We start from the raw sequence: 20,653 nt of genomic DNA, 5'->3' as shown, positions 1-20,653 counted from the left end.
CATGACCCTGCCAAGCCGTATCAGCCTGTTGACCCTCTGCCTGGGCCTCAGCGCCTGCAGTACTCCACCCGCCCCGACCAGCGGTATTGCTGCACCGCAGGCCTGGCAAGGTGAAACCACCCTGCCCTCGGCGGGCTCGCCCTCGGCACACTGGTGGCGGACATTTGCCAGCACCGAGCTGGACCAGCTGGTCGAACGCGCCCGGCACAATGCCCATGACCTTGCCGCCGCCACCGCCCGTGTGCGCCAGGCCCAGGCCCGCGCAGTGATCGCCGGGGCGCCGTTGCTGCCCGAGGTGCAGTTGGGCCTCGACGGCAGCCGGCAGCGGCTGCTGCACGGGCCAGGCAACAACGTGCTGGATGTCAGTAAAGAAGCGCCCACCTACAGCACGTTCGCCCTACAACTCACCGCCAGCTACGAACTTGATTTCTGGGGCGGCCTGCGAGCCGCGCGCGACAACGCCCTGCACGGCCTCGACGCCAGCCGCTACGACCGCCAGACGGTGGAACTCACCCTGGTCAGCGCTGTTGCCAACAGTTATCTGCAAGGCCTGGCGCTGGATGAACAATTACGTATCGCCCGCCTGAATCTGCGCAATGCACGCGACGTGCTGAACCTGGTCGAAACCCGCCAGCGCGCGGGCTCGGCCACCCGCCTGGAGCTGGCCCAGCAGCGCAGCCTGGTGGCCGCCCAGGAACGCCAGGTACCGCTGCTCGAACAGCAGCGGCAAGACAACCGCGTCACCCTCGCCACCCTGCTCGGTGACCCGGTGCAGGCCTTGCCTGCCAGCCGCCAGGCAATCGCCACGTTGCACTGGCCAGGCATCGACAGCGGCATGCCCAGCGAGCTGCTGACCCGGCGGCCGGACATCGCTGCCGCCGAGGCCCGCTTGGCAGCCGCCAACGCCAATGTGCAAGTGGCCAGGGCTGCGATGCTGCCAAAAGTCACCCTCGGTGCCAGCCTGGGTACGGGCGCGGACACCTTCGCCCAGGTGCTCGACAGCGCCTTCTATACGCTCACCGCCGGCCTGGTCGCACCCATTTTCAACAATGGACGGTTACGTGCCTCGCGCGCGCTGGCCGAAGCCGAGCAGGACGAATTGCTGGAAAACTATCGCAGCAGCATCCTGGCTGGCTTCGCCGATGTCGAAAAGGCCCTCAATGCCATCCAGGGCGTGGAGCGTCAACGGCAGTGGCAGGACGAAGAAGTGCAGCAGGCACGCCAGGCCTTCGATCTGGCGCAGCAACGCTATGGCGCCGGCGCCGAAACACTGCTGACCGTGCTGGAGACGCAGCGCACACTGTACCTGGCGCAGGATCAGCAGGCACAACTGCGCCTGGCTCGCCTGCAGGGCAGCGTGGCGTTGTACAAAGCATTGGGAGGCGGCTGGCAGGTGGAACCGCACTGACGTCTATTGGGAGCTTGCACGGTCGGTGCCGGAGCGGGCTTGCCCCGCGAAGAACGCACCGCGCTGTATGGCACGGGCTTTGCCCGTGTTCGCGGGACGAGCCCGCTCCCACTGGATTGCGTCAGCTTTTAGATTTTGAACAAGACAATTGCTCCCACAGCACTAACACTGCGCTTACCGTGGCTGCCCAGCCAGCTTGAGATTGCGCGCATACCAAGGCCGTTGCGGCACCTTCGGCCGCAGCTTGGCAAAGATGTCGTCATCGCCATAGATGATGCGCATTGCCAGCTTCATGGTCTCCGGGTCCATTTCCACGCTGCGCCCTGGCCGCAGCCCTGGGACGTTAGAGCAACCGTGGGTGTCCGGCCCCAGCCACGGGTCGGCCACCTGCACCCAGCGCCCTGGCGCGAACCACGGCACACCGTTGACCTCCATGCGCCGCACTTCACCGGGGTGCAGCCGCTCGTGGGCGCGGAACCAATCTTCGATACGGTCGTCGATCCAGCCATGAAAGTGCCAGAACACCGGGTGCACATGGGATGAAAACGGATCGCCAAGGAAGTCGTTCTCGGCGCCATACCAGCGTTCGGCGAAATCGTTCGGCGTACGCGCCATCGGCACCGGCATGCCATTGGCCGGGTCGCGCGGTACCGATGCCCAACGCATGTGCAGCCAGTCATGCAGGCCCAGCTCCACTTCCGAGCCGAACTGCCCAAGGGTCAAGGTGCTCAGGTAATCCGGGTCGCTGTAACGCGACTCCCAAACCTGGAAGTTGCCATGCAGGGTGTCCGGGCTCTTGATGTCCCGCACCCACTGGGTGTATTCGGCATCCCCCGGCGCCAGCCAGGTGGGCGGCAGTGCGGTGCCGTCATGGTTGTCGAAGTAGCGGGCGAAACCGGCGCGATCACGCTCAAGCTCCGGTTGCGGCAGCGGGAACCGTGTCCACGAGGGCAACGGCTGAATGGCACGGGCGGCGCGCAGCATATGCCGGTGCATGAAGAAAAAATCCTCGCCCGAGCCGTTGCGGTCCTTGTGCCGGCCGCGCGCATCACGCTCCCGATCGCGCGGGCCGGGCTGCCAACCGAGGCCTCGCAGGGCAGCGTGCTTGTCGTCGTCGAGCTTGTGCCACTTGTCCCGCGAAGCGTGCCAGAGCTGGTGAAACAACCGATGCTCGGGCGCAATCAGCCAGGCCAGCAACTGCGGCGACAGTGGCGTACGCTCGCGGGCCTCCGGGAAGGTCCGCTTGAGCGCCAGAAAACGGTTGTCCTGCAGCGGCAGCGCCAGTGAGCGGTCCAGTGACGCGATACGGCCATTGAGGGTTGTCGGCCCGGCATTACCGAAGGCACCCCAGACTTCGTCCAGGACGATATGGCATTCGTAGCGCGGCTGCTGCTCACCCGCTTCATCGCAGAACAACCGCCAGCGCAAGGTGCCCGGCTTGTCCGCCAACAGGTCGCCGACCACCCGATAACGCGGCTGCGCCTCACTGCGTAAGCGTTCGGCTGTGTCGAGGTAGCCGCGCAGGCCGCGCCCGCTCGGTGCAACATCAAGGAACAATTCCAGCTCGCCCTCGGGCAAGCCCTGTAAACCGGCGTCCCGCCCCAGCGCCGTCCAGCGCCAGATGCCGCGCAGCGTGTCACCCAACTGCCGCAGGCGGCTGTCAGCCAACTCGACCACCGCCTCGCCTGGGGTCTCCGGGAACTCCTCGGCGGCCCGCTGGCGCTGCAGATACAGCGCCCCCGGTACCGCTACTCCCGTCAATGCCACACCGGCGATGAACCAGCGTCGAGAAATCGTCATTGCAACTACCTGCGCATTCATTGCGGCCATGGAGCACGGCCCGTCCAAGGCTAGAACGTTGCTGGCAGGGCGAAATTTACCACCGTGCGTGGCCTTGACCGGCACCGCCAGGCGTTTGCCCGCCGGCTAAATTTCCATCCCCTGGGCTCGTTCCCTCCAGGTAGCGGCGGCCTCTGTGCCCATCCCTCGACGGTGAACCTACTGAGACCAAGATGACGACACCACGCTGGAAAAAAGCCCTGTACATCAGCCTGACCGCGGCCGTGGCCGCCGGTGCCGGGCTGGGCGCCTGGCATTACTTCACCACGCCCGCCGGCTACCCACGGGAGGTGGTGCGCCAAGCCAACGACCTGCAGGAGCGCATCGTCTCGTTCGACAGCCACGTCACGCTGCCTTTGACGTTCGGCACCGAAGGCAACGAGGCCGACAAGGACGGCCACGGCCGCTTCGACCTGAACAAGGCCGCACGCGGGCGCCTGTCCTCTGCCGCATTGACCATCTTCGCCTGGCCAGAATCGTGGACCGGCGATAATGGCCCGCACCGCCCCACTGCCGGTTTCGTCGAGGCAGCACGGCACACCCAGGAGGTGCGCTACAACGCCATCAACGCCATGCTGCGCGACTTCCCCGAGCAGGTCGGCATCGCCTACACGCCGCAAGACCTGCGACGCCTGCACGGTGAAGGCAAGTTCGCGGTGTTCCTCAGCATGCTCAATGCCTACGCGTTTGGCGACGACCTCGATCAACTTGACCGCTGGGCTGCGCGCGGGGTGCGCATGTTCGGCTTCAGTTACGTGGGCAACAACAGCTGGGCCGACTCCTCCCGTCCGCTGCCGTTCTTCAACGACACCGCCGATGCATTGAACGGTCTGTCTCCCATCGGCAAGCGTGCGGTTCAGCGGCTGAACGACCTGGGCGTGATCATCGATGTTTCGCAGATGTCCAGCAAAGCCTTGACCCAGGCGGTCGAGCTCAGCCGCGCCCCGGTGGTCGCGTCACACTCGGCCCCGCGTGCGATGGTCGATATCAACCGCAACCTGTCCGACAAGGAAATGCAACTGATCAAGGACAGTGGCGGGGTGATTCAGCTGGTTGCCTTCTCCACCTACCTCAAGCCATTGAGCCCACAGACCCAGGCCAAGCTCAACGAGCTGCGCGCCCGCTATGCCCTGCCCCCCCTGGCCAACCTGAACTACGCGTTGATGCCTGGCGACCCAGTCATCGCCGGCTGGCCGGAACAGAAAGTCGGCCAGTACGCCAACGAGCTCTACGCCATTCTCGATGAAGAGCCGCCGGCCACGCTGAAGGATTACGGCGACGCCATCGACTACACGGTGCGCAAGGTGGGGATCGACCATGTCGGCCTGAGCTCGGACTTCAACGAAGGCGGCGGCATCGCCGGTTGGCATGACGCCAGCGAGGCGCGCAACGTGACCGCCGAGCTGATCACACGGGGCTACAGCGAAGCCGACATCGCCAAACTGTGGGGCGGCAACTTCCTGCGGGTCTGGGAGCAGGTGCAACGCGTCGCCAAACCCAACGTCACCTCAGCCCGATGAACCTGCGAGCCTCTGCATGAACGATCGCCGTACTTTCCTCAAGCAGGCCGGCCTGCTGGCCGCCAGCCTGCCCCTGGCCGGGCACCTGTCAGCCAATACCCAGGCCAAGGTTACGCAATCGGCTGCCGGCGACACGTGGGCCGGCTTTCGCAACCTGTTCGAGCTGGACCCAAGCTACGCCCACTTCGCCAACTTTCTGATCACCTCGCACCCCAAACCTGTGCGTGATGCCATCGAGGCCCTGCGCGCCCAGTTCGACCGGCATCCCGCCCGCCTGGTCGATTGGGACACGCAGTCAGAATGGAAGCATGAAGCCCAGGTGCGCGAATCGGCGGCCCGTTACCTGGAAGTCGCGCCTCGGCAGATTGCCCTCACCGGCAGCACCACCGAAGGCCTGGGCCTGATTTACGGCGGTCTCAAGCTTGCGCCTGGGCAGGAAATCCTCACCACCGTGCACGAGCACTCCGCAGCTCGCCATACCCTGGACTTTCGTACCGCACGTGACGGCACGCCGGTACGCCGGCTGCGCCTGTTCGAAGAGCCCTGGAAGGTCAGTACCGACCAGGTGCTGAGCACCATCGCCGCCGCCATCCGCCCGCAGACCCGGGTGCTGGGCATGACCTGGGTGCATTCCGGCAGCGGCGTGAAACTGCCGGTCGGCGAAATCGGCACCCTGCTGCGTGAAGTCAACCGCAACCGCGACGAACGTGATCGCATCCTCTACGTGATCGACGGCGTGCACGGTTTTGGTGTCGAGAACATGCGCTTCGCCGACCTGAACTGTGACTACTTCATTTCCGGCACGCACAAATGGATGTTCGGCCCACGGGGCACCGGCATCATCTGCGCCGCCTCCACCACGCTCAAAGATCTGAACCCGACCATTGCGACCTTTTCCGAAGACGAGGACTTCGCCACCACCATGACCCCAGGTGGCTATCACGCCTTCGAGCACCGCTGGGCCTTGGGCAAAGCGTTCGATCTGCATCTGCAGCTGGGCAAAGCGCAAGTCCAGGCGCGCATTCACGCCCTCAACGACTATCTCCGCCAAGGTCTAGAAACCTTGCCAGCGGTGCAACTCGTGACGCCGCGAAACGCCAGTCATTCAGCCGGATTCACCTTCTTCCGGATCAAAGACCAGGACGCCGACGAGGTGGCCAACTACCTCAACAGCAAGCGCATCGTCGTCGATGCCGTGGCGCGCGATGCCGGCCCTGTCGTGCGCACGGCACCCGGGCTGCTCAACACCGAAGCCGAGATTGATCGGCTGATCGACGTGCTGCGCCAACGCCTGCGCAGTTGAACCTTCTCTTTCTTGTAGCCACCAGCTGACGGAATCTTCGCCATGCCTCACGTTCTATCCACCACATCCAGGCTTCCGGCCCGCACGCTGTACCCGCTAGGCGTCAGTGCCTTGCTCGGCCTGCTCGCCTGCGGCGTTGCGCAGGCAGCGGATGCGCCCAAGCCGGGCAGCGTGTTCAAGGACTGCCCACACTGCCCGCAGATGGTGGTGTTGCCAGCAGGCAGCTTCGTGATGGGGACGCCCGAAAACGAAACCGGCCGCGAATACGATGAAGGCCCTCAGCACACCGTCACCTTCGCCAAGCCGTTCGCCATCAGCCGCTCCCACGTCACCGCCGGCGAGCTGGATGCCTACATCCGCGAGACCGGGGTGAAGATCGCCGATGGCGACACCCGTCCTGGCCGCCTGTGCAAGGCCAGCAAGCCGACCTACAAGCAAGGGCCGCAACAACCTGCGGTGTGCGTGAGTTGGTTCGATGTCGACAACTACGCCAAATGGCTGTCGAAAAAAACCGGGCACAACTACCGCATGATCAGCGAAGCACAGCGCGAATATGCCGCGCGCGCCGGTTCCACCGGGCCCTTCCCGTTTCCCTTCGACAACAATGACGAGAAAGCCTACAGCATCACCCAACATGCCAACACCTACGGCCCTGCCGATGGCTACTCCTACACCTCGCCTATCCGCAGCTACCCCGCCAATGCCTTTGGCGTCTACGACATGCACGGCAACGTCTACGAATGGACCGCCGACTGCCTGAACCCCAGCTACGAAGGCGCACCCACCGATGGCAGCGCCTGGACCACCGGCAACTGTGAAAAACGCGTGATGCGTGGCAACGACTGGGGTGAAGCCCCGGTGTTCTCACGCTCGGGCAACCGCAACAACCGCTCGCCGGACGTGCGTGGAGACTTCCTCGGTTTCCGCGTGGTTCGCGAACTCTGATGGCCATTGAGCGCCTGTGCTCGGGGAGAAACACATGACCACTAAACCTCGCGGCGCCGTCAGGGAACTGTTCGGCCTGCTCAAACCCTTCTGGCCCCTGGTGACGGTTTCAGTCCTCCTGGGCATGGTCGGTGGCCTCAGCGTCACCGCCCTGTTGGCCACCATCAACAATGCCCTGCACAGTGAGGGAGGCTTGACCCAGGGCATGGTCAGCGGCTTTGCCGGCTTGTGCCTGCTGGCCCTGTTCAGCTCGATCTGCTCCGACATGAGCAGTAACTACGTTGGCCAGCACATCATCGCCAAGCTGCGTCGCGAACTGGGCGAAAAGGTCTTGTCGGCCCCTATCGACCAGATCGAACGTTACCGCAGCCACCGCTTGATCCCGGTGCTGACCCACGATGTCGACACCATCAGCGATTTCGCCTTCGCCTTCGCGCCACTGGCAATCTCCCTGACAGTGACCCTGGGCTGCCTGGGTTACCTGGCGCAGCTGTCATGGCCGATGTTCCTGGTCATTCTGCTGGCGATCGGCCTGGGCACGGTGATGCAGTTCATCGCCCGCGCCTGGGGCATGCGCGGCTTCGAGGGTGCACGGGAAGCGGAGGACGAGCTGCAGAAGCATTACAACGCAATCGCCGAAGGCGCCAAGGAACTGCGCATCCACCGCCCCCGCCGCAAACGCATGTTCAGCCATGGCATACGTGATACCGCCAACCGCATCTGCGCGACCCAGGTCCGCTCGATCAACACCTTCGTGGTGGCCAAGACCCTGGGATCGATGCTGTTCTTCGTGGTCATCGCCCTCGCCCTCACCCTGCAGTCGCTGTGGCCCAGCGGCGACAAGACCGTTACCAGTGGTTTCGTGCTGGTCCTGCTGTACATGAAAGGCCCGCTGGAACACCTGATCAGCACCCTGCCCATTATCAGCAAGGCGCAAATCGCATTCCGCCGCATCGCCGAGCTGTCCAGGCAATTCTCTTCACCTGAGCCTCACCTGCTGCTGGACGATGCACGCAGCGCGGCCAAGCACTTGCAGTCGCTGGAACTGAAGAATGTCAGCTACACCTTCCCCAAGGTCGAAGGCTGCGAACCGTTCCATCTGGGCCCGGTGAACCTGAGCATCAAGCAAGGCGATATCGTGTTCATCGTCGGGGAGAACGGCTGTGGCAAGACCACCCTGATCAAACTGCTGCTGGGCCTGTATGCGCCACAGTCGGGGAGTATCGTGCTCGATGGCCAAGCGGTCACCGCACAGAACCGGGACGACTACCGCCAGCTGTTCACCACCATCTTCGCCGACTATTACCTGTTCGACGATGTGATCCAGGGCGACCAACCATTGCCTGAGGATGCTGGGCGCTACCTCAAGCGGCTGGAGATCGACCACAAGGTCAGCATCCGCGACGGGGTGTTCAGCACCACCGACCTGTCCACCGGCCAGCGCAAGCGCCTGGCGTTGGTCAGCGCATGGCTGGAGGAGCGCCCGGTACTGGTGTTCGACGAGTGGGCCGCCGACCAGGACCCCACCTTCAGGCGGATCTTCTACACCGAGCTGCTGCCTGACCTGAAACGCCTCGGCAAGACCATCATCGTCATCTCCCACGACGATCGCTATTTCGACGTTGCCGACCAGCTGGTGCGCATGGAGCGCGGCAAGGTGGCCACCGAACTGCAACCCGCCTGAACGCACTGAAAAAAACCGGATTGAAATTTTCTTTCCGGTTTTTTTTCGCCCGTGCGTCTCACTCAGCAATGAATAGCAATCATTATCATTTTTAAACTCCACTAGAGAGCTTGTAATGCCAGCCCTTAACACGCGCAACCCAATCGCCCAAGCCATCAAGCTACACCGCCTGTTCCAACCGACCCTGGTCGGTTCGAGCCTGTGCATGGCCCTGTCGCTGCCACTGGCCGCCCAGGTCATGGCCCAGGAAGTCGAAATCGATATCCCGGCCCAGTCGCTTTCCGCCTCGCTGCAGGCGTTCGGCCGCCAGACCGATCAGCAAGTGCTGTTCAGCCCGGATGACGTGCGAGACCTCAGAAGCCAGGCAGTCAAAGGTCGCTACACTCCGCAGCAGGCCATCGCCGCGCTGCTCGCCGGCACTGGCCTTTCCTACAACCTGCAGGGCAACAGCATCACCATCCACCGTCGCGGCGGTGACACCAGCTCGATGGAGCTGGACGCGACCAACGTGCAGAGCAGCCTGGACGGTTCCAGCGAGGCGACCCACTCGTATACCGTGAACAGCAGCAGCGCGTCGACCAAGCTGCCGATGTCACTGCGTGAGACCCCGCAGTCCGTCAGCGTGATGACCCGCCAGCGCATGCAGGACCAACAGCTCAATACCCTCAGCGACGTGCTCAAGCAGACCCCTGGGCTGAACGTGCAGAACATCGACACCGAGCGCGTCAACATCTACTCGCGCGGCTACTCCGTCGACAGCTACCAGTTCGATGGCATCCCCACCACGCTGATCGTGCAGACCAGCGCCAGCCCCCAGAGCATGATCGACACCTCGATCTATGACCGGGTCGAGATCGTTCGCGGCGCCACCGGCTTGATGACCGGAGCCGGCGACCCGTCGGGCAGCATCAACCTGATCCGCAAGCGGCCAACCTCCGAGTTCCGTGGGTCGGTCAGCGCCGGGGCAGGCTCCTGGGACACCTACCGCACCGAGGTCGATGTCTCCGGCCCGCTGACCGATGATGCCCGCCTGCGTGGCCGCGCCGTTGTGGCCTATCAGCAGGGCAACAGCTACATCGACCACTACCAGCAAGAGAAACAAACCTATTTCGGCATTCTCGAAGCCGACCTCACCGACAGCACCCTGCTGACCGTCGGTTTCGATTACCAGAAGAACGACCCGCGCGGCGTCTCGTTCGCCAACTTCCCGCTGTTCTACGATGACGGCGAACAGACCGACTTCTCCCGCGACACCAATGCCGGCTCGCGCTGGAGCTACCGCCAGCAGGACACCCTCAATACCTTCGCCACCCTCGAACAGGGCCTGGTCAACGACTGGAAGCTGAAGGTGTCGGTCAACAACATGTACAGCACCCGTGATTACTCGCTGGCCTCCGCCAGTGGCGGCTTCCCCAACAAGGAAACCGGCGACGGCGCCTACCTCTACGGCGGGGACGGCTATGGTTCGCAACGCCAGCTGGGCATCGATGCGTTGGTGCAGGGGCCTTTCCAGCTGTTCGGTCGCCAACATGAACTGGTGGTGGGTGTAAGCGGCTCGGAGTTCCACGACTACAGCAACCCGGAATTCAGCGACCTCGAAATGAGGCCGATCAATATCTACACCTGGGACAACTACACCGACCGCGCCACGCCGGCCGGCAAGCTGATGAACGATGACACCACCATTCGCCAGGATGCGGCCTACATGGTGGCGCGCTTCAAGCCGACCGATGACCTGTCGCTGATCTTCGGTGCCCGCGTTGGCGACTACAGCTACAAGAAAAAGGCCATCTACAATGCGCCTTTGACCGCCTCCAGCAACACCGCCGCAACCCGCGAAAGCGGTTTCGTCACCCCTTATGCCGGCGTGGTCTACGACCTCAACGACATCCATTCGGTGTACGCCAGCTACACCAAGATCTACAAGCCACAGTCGATTCGCGACAGCAGTGGCGCGACCCTGGATGCACGTGAGGGCGACAACTACGAAATCGGCTTGAAGAGCGAGTTCCTCAACGGGCGGGTCAACACGGCCATCGCGCTGTACGAGATCAAGCAGGACAACCTGGGCGTGCTCGCTGGCGGCTTCGTACCTGGCACTGTCCGCGAACGCGCCTACAAGGCCGTCTCCGGTGCCACCACGCGCGGCATCGACATGGAGATCTCGGGTGAAGTAATGACCGACTGGAACGTCAGCGCCAGCTACAGCCACAGCCTGACCAAAGATTCCGATCACGAACGCATCAACACCATTGCGCCGGCCGACATGGTCAAGCTGTGGACCACCTATCGCCTGCCGGGCGAACTCAATCGCCTGACCATCGGTGGCGGCATGAACTGGCAGAGCGGCATCAGCCTGACCGACACGCCATGGCAGATCGGCCAGAAAGTGAAGGCGACCGAGGATGCCTATGCCGTGTTCAATGCCATGGCCCGCTACGATGTCACGAAGAATCTCAGCGCCACGGTCAACGTCAACAACCTGTTCGACAAAAAGTACCTCAGCTCGCTGGACCCGACCTTCTACACCGGGTTCTACGGCGAGCCACGCAACGTGATGTTCACCACCAAATACAACTTCTGATTCAGCCCGCCTAAGCAAAAGCGGCCGGTCCCTCACGGGGCCGGCCGCTTTTGTCGTTTCTGCGCCCGTTTAGCCAGCGAGACCCTTCAGCCAGTTGGCAACGGACTGGTAAATCTCATCGACCTGCCCCACGATCCCCGACATCCGCAGAAAATCATGGGTCAGACCCTCGGCCCTGGCGAACGTCACCGGCGTCCCCCCGGCCTGCAGCCAGTCACGGTATGCCAAGCCTTCGTCATGCAGCGGATCGTACTCGGCCACCCACAGGTAGGTGGGCGCCAACGGTGCCTGCACGCTCGCCAGCAGCGGCGACGCACGCCAATCCAGGCGCTGCTCGGGCTGTGGTGCATAGTGCTGGTAGAACCAGTCCAGGGTCGGAGTTTCCAGCAGGTAACCTTCGCCATGCTGGCGATGTGAATCACGCTGACGCGAGATATCGGTAACGGGATAGAACAACAACTGCGCCAACGGTTTGAGGGCCAGTGCTGCAGGCTGTTCGACCGCCGTGATCGACAGCACGGCAGCCAGGCTGGCCCCGACGCTGTCACCGGCGAACACCACCCGACGGCTATCCAGGCCCAGCGCGCCGGCCTGTTCGGCCAGCCAGTTGGCGGCATCGAGGGCATCGTTCAGCGGTACGGGGAACGCGTGCTCGGGCGCCAGTCGGTACTCCGGCGCCAGGACCGCGAACTCGCCCATGCTCGCCAGCCGGCGGCACACCGAATCGTGCGAGTCGAGGCTACCCACCACATAACCGCCGCCATGCAGGTAGAAGATGACCGGTTGCGGGGCGCCGTCAGCCCCCCCGGTGCGGTACAGCCGTGCCGCCAGCTGGGCGCCGTCGCGCGATGGGATGCTCAGTTCGCTCACGCTGACGTTGCCGGGGGGGCTGGGGTCGAGCACTTGCGAACTGGCGGCGAACTCGGCCCGGGCTTGGGCCACGTCCATCGCGTGCATGGGCAGGCTCTTGCCGGTCAGCCGGCCGAATTCGACCAGTTCCAGAAACGCCGCCAGGTCAGGGTGCAATGCCATGTTCAATCCTTGTTTGAAAAGTCAGTGACAGGGGCGCGTCACGCGCGCCCCTGGATTTCGGTGGTCTGCTCCAGGCACTGTCGGACATCGCGCAGCAGGCGTGGCTGCTTGAGCATCTCGAAGTGCGAAGCATTGAACGGCGCGCCAAAGGCACTGCCAAACCGCTGTTCGTAGGCTTTTGCCAGCGCACTGCAAGCGCCCTCGGCCCACCAGAACGTGGCCTGGCATTCGATCGCTGGCAACGGCGCCAGGCGCCGCGACAACGCCTTGAGGCGCAGCGCCACGGAGAAGGCATGCACCAACTCCTCGGCGCCGAAGCGCGGTGTGTCGTCACTGCCCAGCACCTCGGCCTGCAGGCTCGCCACCAGTGCCTCAAGGGCCTGACTGGAATCGTCGGCAGACAGGTCGAAGGCCGGCAGGCGCTGCGGTGGCAGGTCGAGGATGATCGACAGGAAGTTGCGCAATTCCTGGGTCAAATCATCTTCCGGCCCTTCATCGCCCGGCACGAAGCTATCGACCACACCGACGAACTGCACGACCTGGCCTTGATCCTCCAGCGCCCGGGCGACCAGCAGGGCCAATGGCCCACCCAACGACCAACCGAGCAAGTGATAAGGCCCCAGTGCCTGGTGCTGGCGAATGTGCGCGGCATAATCTTCGGCCATGGCTTCAAGCGAACTGTCCTGCCAGGCCTTGTCCAGCAGCATGCGGCACTGCACCCCAACGACCGGGCGAATGCCTTCGAGCTGACGCGCCAGGGGCTCGTAGTCGAATACCGTGCCGAAGCCTGCGTGCAGGCAAAACAACGGCTCGCAGCCCGCCACCGGGCGATTGAGCGGCAGCAGCGGTGACAACACTGACGGCGCATCGTCGACATACCCGGAAAGCTCAGCGATGGTCGGCTTGCTCATCATGTCCCGCAGCTTCAGTTCAAAGCCCAGTTCCGGCTGGTTACGCACCCGCGACAGGACCTTCAAGGTGCGCAGCGAATCACCGCCCAGCTCGAAGAAGTTGTCCGTCACGCCGACTTGCTCCAGTTCCAGCACGTCCTGCCAGATCGCCGCCAAACCGGCTTCCAGGGCGTTGCGAGGGGCAACGTACTCACGCCCCTTGAAGGTTGGATCCGGCAGCGCCTTGCGGTCGATTTTCCCGTTCGGGCTCAGCGGCAACTGTTCAAGGACCAGAATCTGGCTCGGCACCATGTAGTCAGGCAACACCTGCTGCAAGGCCTTGCGCAGCTGCTCACCCAGCTGCGCATCGCCACTGGCGGCGACATAGCCGACCAGCTGTTTGCCGCCCTCGATATCCCTTGCCACCACCACCGCATCACGCACCTCGGGCTGAGCCCGCAGGCGCGCTTCGATTTCGCCCAGTTCGATACGGAAACCACGGATTTTCACTTGATGGTCCAGGCGGCCGAGGAAGTCGATCACACCGTCGGCACGGCGTCGCACCAGGTCACCGGTGCGGTACAAGCGGCCGCCGTCAGCGAACGGATCGGCGACGAAGCGTTCGGCGGTCAGGCCAGCCCGGGCGTGGTAGCCACGGGCAAGCCCCTCGCCACCGATGTAGAGCTCCCCAGGTACGCCATGCGGCAGCGGATTGAGGCTGGCATCGAGCACGTGCAGGGTCCGTTCGCCCACACGGGTACCGATCGGCGCATAGGCCGCCTCGCAGTGCTGGTCAGCATCGACCACCCACAGCAACGGCGTGACCACGGTCTCGGTCGGGCCGTAACCATTGGTCAATTGCCGTGGCCGCAGGGTGCGCTTGACCAGTTCGAAGTTGGCATCGGCCACCGCATCACCGCCAAAGCAGTAGATTTCCACCGGCGGCGGGTTGTCATGGGCCTGCCCATACTCGGCCAGTTGCTGCAAGTACGCTGGCGGGAAGCAAGCGATGGTGATGGCCTGCTCGTGCAGCACGAGCCAGGTTTCCTCGGGTGTCCACAGGCGGTTGTCACGCAGCACCAGCTGGCCACCGGCGGCCAGGGTCGAGAGCCAACGCTCCTGGGCGCCATCGAATGCAAACGACATGAACAGCAGCTCACGGGTGGCCGGCGTCATGCCGTAGCGCGCGATGATCGCCTGGCAATGCATGGCCATCGGCCCGCGCGCCACCGCCACGCCCTTGGGTTTACCCAACGAGCCGGAGGTGTAGATCAGGTACGCCAGGTTGTCTTCATCGATGGCCACTGCGGGCGGCAGTGCCGGCGCGTGGTCCAGGTCGAGGCTGTCGAGCTCCAGCGTGCTGACCCCATCGGCCACTGGCAGGCGATCGACGACCGCCGACTGACTGACCAGCAGGCTCATCGCCGAATCCTCGATGATCCATTGCAGGCGATCACGTGGGTAGTCGATATCGATCGGCACGTAGGCGGCGCCGGTCTTGAGGATCGCGTAGAACGCCACGATCATCTCCACCGAGCGCTCCAGGGCAACGCCAATGCGCACTTCCGGGGCGGCACCGGCAGCGATCAAGGCCTGAGCCAAGCGATTGGAGCGCGCATCCAGTTCGGCAAAGGTCAGGGTGCGGCCGGCACAGCGCACGGCGACGTGCTCAGGCTGGGCATGCACATGCCCGGCAATTTGCTGCAACAGAGGCAGACGATCAGGGTTTTCAGCCAGGTGATTGGCCTGGGCCTGCTGCTGCTCGGCAGCGTCATCGAGCATGCCAAGGCTGCCAAGCGCTGCCTGCGGGTCGGCCAACATGGCCTGCAGCAGGCGGGCGAAGCTGTCCTTGATGCCTTCGCAACTGGTGCGGCTGAAACGGCTGCGCCAATAGAGGAACTCGATCTTCAGCGTCTCTTCAAGGTGAACGGCCAGGTCCATGGCGTAGTTGGTGACATCACGGCCCTCGCTGGCGCCAAAGCGCAACGCACCTTCCCCGGCCGCCTGCAGGCGTTCATCCAGCGGATAGTTCTCGAACACCACGATGCTGTCGAACAAGGCCTGACCGCTCTGGCCCGACCAGCGCTGCACGTCGGCCAGCGACACGTGCTCATAGTCACGCACTTGCAGGTTGTAATTCTGCAGCGCCTGCAGCCAGTCGCCAAGGCGCTGTTCAGGTGCCGGCGCCTGGACGATAGGCAAGGTGTTGATGAACAGGCCGAGCATATCTTCGGCACCCGGCAAGCTGGTCGGGCGCCCCGCCACGGTCGCGCCGAAGCAGACTTGCGACTGCCCGGTGTAACGCTGCAGCAGCAGCAGCCAGGCACCCTGAATCAGCGTGTTGGGCGTCACGCGCAGGCGCTGAGCCTGATCGCGTAGTACCCGGGTTTGTGCCGCGTCCCAGTTCAGGTAGACAGCATCGTAGCCATCAGCATCGGCAGGCGCGGCCGGATGCAGCCCGGTGGCCAGCGTGGTGGGGCCTTCCAGGCCTTGCAGCTTGTCTTTCCAGAACTGCTCCATCTGCGCTTGCGGCTGGGCCACCAGCCAGTCGATGTAGTCGCGGTAGCTGCCACGCTTGTCCGGCAACGATTGCCCGTCATAGACGGCAAGCACCTCGCCGAGCAAACGCGAATGGCTCCAGCCATCCATGAGGATATGGTGGCTGCTCCAGATAAGCTGCTGGCGCTGGTCATCCAGGCGCACCAGGGTCAGCCCCATCAGCGGTGGCTGCAACAACTCGAAGCCGCGGGCGTAGTCCTGCGCGGCCAAGGCCTGAAGGTCGGCGGCACTGACCTCGCGGTCACGCCAGTCGAGCTGGCGTACCCGCAACTCGGCACGCTTGGCCACCCATTGCAACGGTTCGCTCAGGTGGCTGTCGGTCCAGAAGCCCGTGCGCAGGATCTCATGACGTTCCACCATGCACTGCCAGGCGGCGAGGAAGCGCTGGTTGTCCAGGCCTTCGACCTCGACACTGGTCTGGCTGACATACAGGCCTTCCTGGGCGGCTTCGAGGGTGTGGAACAGGATGCCCTGCTGCATCGGCGACAGCGGGTAGAAGTCCTCGACGCGCGCGGCCGGCATCGGCAGGTTGTCCAACTGGGCCTGGGTCAACCCCGCCAACGGGAAGTCCGACGGCGTCAGGCAGTGCTGGTCGGGTGCCAGGCAATGCTCGACCAGCGTGCGCAGTTCGGCCGTGTAGGCGTCGGCCAAGGACTGGATGGCAGCCGAATCGAAACGCTTGCCGCTAAACGCCCACTCCAGTTTCAAGGCGCCGTCGAAGACCTGCCCGTTGATGGTCAGCGCATTGCTCAGCGGCGCCTGCTCGCTGACCTGGCGGCCAGCACTTTCGCTGGCCGGGACGAACAGCGCGCCCTCGTCATCGGCGAAGCTGCCGTCGAACTGGCCCAGGTAATTGAAAGTGATCCGCGGCTGCGCCAGCGCTGCCAGTGCCTCGCGGCTAGCGGCATCGCCCAGGTAACGCAAGGCGCCGTAGCCGATGCCCTTATCGGGGATCGCCCGCAGTTGCTCCTTGATCGCTTTGATCGAATCGCCCAGGCCTGCGGCCACCGGCAATTTCACCGGGAACAGGCTGGTGAACCAGCCCAGGGTGCGGGTCAGGTCGATGTCATCGAACAGTTCTTCGCGACCGTGGCCTTCCAGCTGAATGAACGCGGCGTGCTCGCCAGTCCAGTGGCAGATCACCCGTGCAAGGGCCGTCAGCAGCAGGTCGTTGACCTGGGTGCGGTAGGCGGCCGGCGCTTGCTGCAGCAACTGGCGCGTCAACGCCTTGTCCAGCTGTACCTGTACCGTCTGCACATCGCTGACGCGCTCGCTACCCTGGGTATTTTCGCCCGGCAAGGCGTTGCTGGCGCCCTGCAGCTGGCCCTGCCAGTAAGCCAATTGCTGCTGCAGTTCAACGCTGCCCGCATGGGCTTGCAAACGTTGCGCCCAGGTCTGGTATGCCGAGGTCTTGGCCGGCAGTTTCACCTCCTGGCCAGCCAGGCACTGCTGGTAGGCCTGCTGCAGGTCCTCGAACAGGATCCGCCACGACACACCGTCCACCACCAGGTGGTGGATCACCAGCAGCAAGCGCTGGCTGCCGTCTTCCAGGCTCGCCAGCACCGCCCGCAGCAGTGGGCCTTCGCTCAGGTTCAGGCTGCGTTGCGCTTCGTCGCACAGCGCCGTCAGCTGCGCCGCGTCGGCGACGCTGGCCTGCCACAGCAAGTCCGGCGTGCTTTCGCCGTGCACTGCCTGCCAGCCTTGCTCGCCTTCGCTGAAGCGCAGGCGCAGGGCGTCGTGGTGCTGCACCAGCGCCTGCAGCGCTTGCTCCAGGGCCGCGCCCTGCAGTGGCGACTGCGGCATCAGCAGCACCGACTGGTTCCAGTGCTGACGCTCAGGGATCGCCGTGGCGAAGAAGCCCTGCTGCACTGGCAACAGCGGCGTGCTGCCGGTCACCGGGCCCTGGTCGATCTGCACGGCCGCTTCGGCACTGCGCACCACCTGGGCCAGGGCACGGATGGTCTGGTGCTGGAACAGCTCCTTCGGCGTCAGGTGCAGGCCCAACTGGCGTGCACGGCTGACCACCTGGATCGAGATGATCGAGTCACCGCCCAGCTCGAAGAAGTTGTCGTCCAGGCCTACTTGCGCCAGTTTCAGGACGTCTTGCCAGACGCCCGCCAGTTGCTGCTCCAAGGCGCTCTGCGGCGCCACGAAGGCCTGGCTGCTGGCCGCTTCCGGCAGCGGCAGGGCCTTGCGGTCGATCTTGCCGCTGGGGCTCAGCGGCAGGCTGTCGAGCAGCATCAGGTGGGCCGGCACCATGTATTCCGGCAGGCTGGCCTTGAGCGCTTCGCGCAGCGCCTCGACCGGCGCCTGGGCCACCACATAACCGACTAGCTGCTGGCCGCTCGGCCCGGGTTGGGCCATGACCAGCGCCTTGCTCACGCCGGGCTGATCCAGCAGGCAGGCTTCGATTTCGCCCAGCTCGATGCGGAAACCGCGGATTTTCACCTGGTGGTCCACCCGGCCGACGTATTCGATCACGCCGTCGGTGCGGTAGCGCGCCAGGTCGCCGCTGCGGTACATGCGCCCGCCGTTGCCGGCGAACGGGTCCGGCAGGAAGCGCTCGGCACTCAGCCCGCTGCGGCCGAAGTAACCCCGCGCCAGCAGCTCGCCACCGATCATCAGCTCACCGACCACGCCGGTCGGCACCGGCTGGCCGGCATCGTCGAGCAGGTAGATGTCGCGGCCCGGCAGCGCCGTGCCGATCGGCAAGGTCGCCGGCACCGCTTGCTCGCCCAGCACATAGGGCGTGCACTCCAAGGTAGTGGCGGTCACCGTGGCCTCGGTCGGGCCGTAGGTGTTGAACAGCCGCACATGGCCGAGCCCGGCCTTGTGCCAGGCCGCCATGCCTTCCGGCGGCATCGCTTCGCCGCCGGCATGGATCTGCCGCAACTGGCCATAGTCACGCGGGCCGATGGCCGCAAACTGCTGGGCCAGCAGGTTCCAGTACGCGGTCGGCAGCAGCGCCACGCTGATGCCGTGGGCCAGGGCCTTCTGGTAGAAGGTCTCGCTGTCCCACAGCTCGTTGCCGCGCAGCACCACGGCCGCGCCGCACAGCAGCGGCGAGTACAGCTGCTCGACGAAGGCGTCGAAGTTGAAGGTGGAGAACTGCAGCACCCGATCGCTTTCGACGATGTTCGAATACCACTGGGCGACGTACGCGTGCTGGGTCAGCGACACGTGGTTGATCGCCACGCCTTTCGGCCGCCCGGTCGAGCCGGAAGTGAAGATCACATAGGCCAGGTTGTCGCCGTGCACGCGGTTGTCGGGGTTGCTTTCCGGCCAGCCGGCGTCGTCGAGCTGGTCCAGCAGCAGGCACGGCACCTGCTCGGCAAAGCCCAGCTGCTCGTGCAGGCTCGACTGGGTCAGCAGCAGGCGCAAGCCGCTGTCCTCGATCATGTGCTGCAGCCGCTCACGCGGGAATTTCGGGTCCAGCGGCACATAGCCGCCACCGGCCTTGAGCACCGCCAGCAGGGCGATGATCATCGGCGCGTCGCGCTCCACGGCGATACCGACCAGCACCTCTGGGCCGACCCCCTGGGCGATCAGGCGATGGGCCAGGCGGTTGGCCGCTGCGTTGAGCTGGGCGTAGGTCAGTTGCTGGGTTTCGCTGATCAATGCCAGATTGTCCGGCACGCGCTGGGCCTGCTGCTCGAACAATACATGGGTCGGCTGCAGGCTTGGGTATTGGCCTTCGGCCAGGCCCCAGTCCTGGATCGGCGCGCGCTGGCGACCGCCTTCGAACAGGGTCAGTTCACCCAGGCAACGCTGGGCCGAACCTTCGACCATCTGCGCCAGCAGGTGCGCCAGGTTGGCACTGACCTGGGCGATGCCTTCGGCGGCGAAATGCTCGCGGGCGTAGGTGTAGTGCAACCACAGGCTGGCACCGGCGTTGACGCTGACAGTCAGCGGATAGTTGCTCTGCTCGTGGTTGCCAATGCTGCCGAAACGCAGGTCCACCGGCGCCGCCTGCAGCGCTTCGGACACCGGGTAGTTCTCGAACACCAGGATGTTGTCGAACAGTGCCTCACCGCCCTGCCCGGCCCAACGCTGGATGTCGTACAGCGGCGTATGCTCATGCTCGCGCAAGGCCAGGTTGAGCTGCTGGACCTGTTGCAGCCATTGGCTCAGCGGCTGCTCCACCTGCGGGCTGGCGAGCACCGGCAAGGTATTGATGAACAGGCCGATCTGTTGCTCAACGCCTTTGATGGCCGCCGGCCGACCGGCCACGGTGGCACCGAAGGCCACGCAATCCTGGCTGCTGTAGCGTTGCAACAGCAGCAGCCACGCGGCCTGCACCACGGTGTTGAGGGTGACTTTCTGCTGCCGGGCGAACTCGCCCAGGCGCTGCGTCAGTCGCTCTTCCACGTCATGGAAGTGTTCGCCCTGGCCATGCCCAACCTCGACCGGCTTGAGGGCCTGAGCGAGGCGGGTCGGTTCTTGCAGGCTGGCCAGCTGACCGCTCCAGAAGGCTTCGCTGGCCTGGCGGTCCTGGCCCAGCAACCAGCCGATGTAATCGCGGTACTGGGTCGCCCCACGGGCAACCGGATTGCCGGCATAGCGCTGCAGGACTTCGCCCAGCAACTGCGAGTTGCTCCAGCCGTCCATAAGAATGTGATGGCAGGTGTAGATCAGGTGATAGTCATCCTCGCCCGTGCGTGCCAGCACCAGGTTCAACAACGGTGCGGCCTCAAGGTCGAAGCCGCGCTCCAGCGCTTGGCTGGCCAAGGCGTCCAGTGCGACGTCAGGCGCCGCGTGGTCGCGCAGGTCATGCAGGGTGAACGGCAACTCGACGTGGCGCAGCACCACCTGCAGCGCCTGCTCGAACTGCCAGCTGAAGCCGGTGCGCAGGATCGCGTGGGCATCCAGGGACGCCTGCCAGGCCTGGC

General features: G+C 64.5%; 9 protein-coding genes (1 of these 9 running past the window's edge). 6 read left to right on the top strand and 3 right to left on the bottom strand.

The window, feature by feature from the left end; genetic code table 11:
• Nucleotide 1 precedes the first annotated feature (1 nt).
• Nucleotides 2–1,408, top strand: a complete 1,407-nt coding sequence (locus tag ACZ6YA_RS00720) for an efflux transporter outer membrane subunit (RefSeq protein WP_465894809.1) — start codon at nucleotides 2–4, stop codon at nucleotides 1,406–1,408.
• A 174-nt stretch (nucleotides 1,409–1,582) separates the two neighbouring features.
• Here ACZ6YA_RS00720 and pvdP read toward each other — a convergent pair whose 3' ends face one another.
• Nucleotides 1,583–3,208, bottom strand: coding sequence for a pyoverdine maturation tyrosinase PvdP (gene pvdP / locus ACZ6YA_RS00715; protein WP_465894807.1), 1,626 nt, complete (start codon nucleotides 3,206–3,208; stop codon nucleotides 1,583–1,585).
• A 212-nt stretch (nucleotides 3,209–3,420) separates the two neighbouring features.
• On the opposite strand from pvdP, the gene ACZ6YA_RS00710 reads away from it, so the two are divergent.
• From ACZ6YA_RS00710 to ACZ6YA_RS00690, 5 genes are all read left to right on the top strand, one after another.
• Nucleotides 3,421–4,767: a dipeptidase gene (locus tag ACZ6YA_RS00710; protein ID WP_465894806.1), complete on the top strand. Its 1,347-nt coding sequence runs from the start codon at nucleotides 3,421–3,423 to the stop codon at nucleotides 4,765–4,767.
• 16 nt (nucleotides 4,768–4,783) lie between these two features.
• The gene (gene pvdN, locus ACZ6YA_RS00705; RefSeq protein ID WP_465894804.1) at nucleotides 4,784–6,070 is read left to right on the top strand and encodes a pyoverdine-tailoring periplasmic protein PvdN; all 1,287 of its coding nucleotides are present in this window, start codon (nucleotides 4,784–4,786) and stop codon (nucleotides 6,068–6,070) included.
• Nucleotides 6,071–6,112: 42 nt separating this feature from the next.
• Nucleotides 6,113–7,015: a dihydropyoverdine dehydrogenase gene (gene pvdO / locus ACZ6YA_RS00700; RefSeq protein WP_465894802.1), complete on the top strand. Its 903-nt coding sequence runs from the start codon at nucleotides 6,113–6,115 to the stop codon at nucleotides 7,013–7,015.
• A 34-nt stretch (nucleotides 7,016–7,049) separates the two neighbouring features.
• The gene (locus ACZ6YA_RS00695; protein ID WP_465894800.1) at nucleotides 7,050–8,699 is read left to right on the top strand and encodes a cyclic peptide export ABC transporter; all 1,650 of its coding nucleotides are present in this window, start codon (nucleotides 7,050–7,052) and stop codon (nucleotides 8,697–8,699) included.
• A gap of 115 nt (nucleotides 8,700–8,814) precedes the next feature.
• On the top strand, nucleotides 8,815–11,283 hold the full coding sequence (locus tag ACZ6YA_RS00690) for a TonB-dependent siderophore receptor (protein WP_465894799.1): 2,469 nt from the start codon (nucleotides 8,815–8,817) through the stop codon (nucleotides 11,281–11,283).
• A 69-nt stretch (nucleotides 11,284–11,352) separates the two neighbouring features.
• Here the strand turns inward: ACZ6YA_RS00690 and ACZ6YA_RS00685 are convergent, their stop codons facing one another.
• Nucleotides 11,353–12,315, bottom strand: a complete 963-nt coding sequence (locus ACZ6YA_RS00685; RefSeq protein ID WP_465894798.1) for an alpha/beta hydrolase — start codon at nucleotides 12,313–12,315, stop codon at nucleotides 11,353–11,355.
• A 38-nt stretch (nucleotides 12,316–12,353) separates the two neighbouring features.
• A protein-coding gene (locus ACZ6YA_RS00680; protein WP_465894797.1) for a non-ribosomal peptide synthase/polyketide synthase crosses the window boundary here: on the bottom strand, nucleotides 12,354–20,653 show its final stretch. 9,397 nt of this gene lie beyond the right edge of the window; 8,300 of the gene's 17,697 nt are visible here — the last part of the coding sequence; its start codon lies off the right edge, out of view; its stop codon occupies nucleotides 12,354–12,356.

It is taken from the genome of Pseudomonas sp. NPDC090752, assembly GCF_055584805.1.
This window is presented reverse-complemented; position numbering and strand designations above follow the sequence as displayed.

Bases quoted from the DNA above. Each gene is read 5' to 3' on its own strand.
- ACZ6YA_RS00720 (WP_465894809.1), top strand. From the start codon at position 2: ATGACCCTGCCAAGCCGTATCAGCCTGTTGACCCTCTGCCTGGGCCTC.
- pvdP (WP_465894807.1), bottom strand. From the start codon at position 3,208: ATGACGATTTCTCGACGCTGGTTCATCGCCGGTGTGGCATTGACGGGA.
- ACZ6YA_RS00710 (WP_465894806.1), top strand. From the start codon at position 3,421: ATGACGACACCACGCTGGAAAAAAGCCCTGTACATCAGCCTGACCGCG.
- pvdN (WP_465894804.1), top strand. From the start codon at position 4,784: ATGAACGATCGCCGTACTTTCCTCAAGCAGGCCGGCCTGCTGGCCGCC.
- pvdO (WP_465894802.1), top strand. From the start codon at position 6,113: ATGCCTCACGTTCTATCCACCACATCCAGGCTTCCGGCCCGCACGCTG.
- ACZ6YA_RS00695 (WP_465894800.1), top strand. From the start codon at position 7,050: ATGACCACTAAACCTCGCGGCGCCGTCAGGGAACTGTTCGGCCTGCTC.
- ACZ6YA_RS00690 (WP_465894799.1), top strand. From the start codon at position 8,815: ATGCCAGCCCTTAACACGCGCAACCCAATCGCCCAAGCCATCAAGCTA.
- ACZ6YA_RS00685 (WP_465894798.1), bottom strand. From the start codon at position 12,315: ATGGCATTGCACCCTGACCTGGCGGCGTTTCTGGAACTGGTCGAATTC.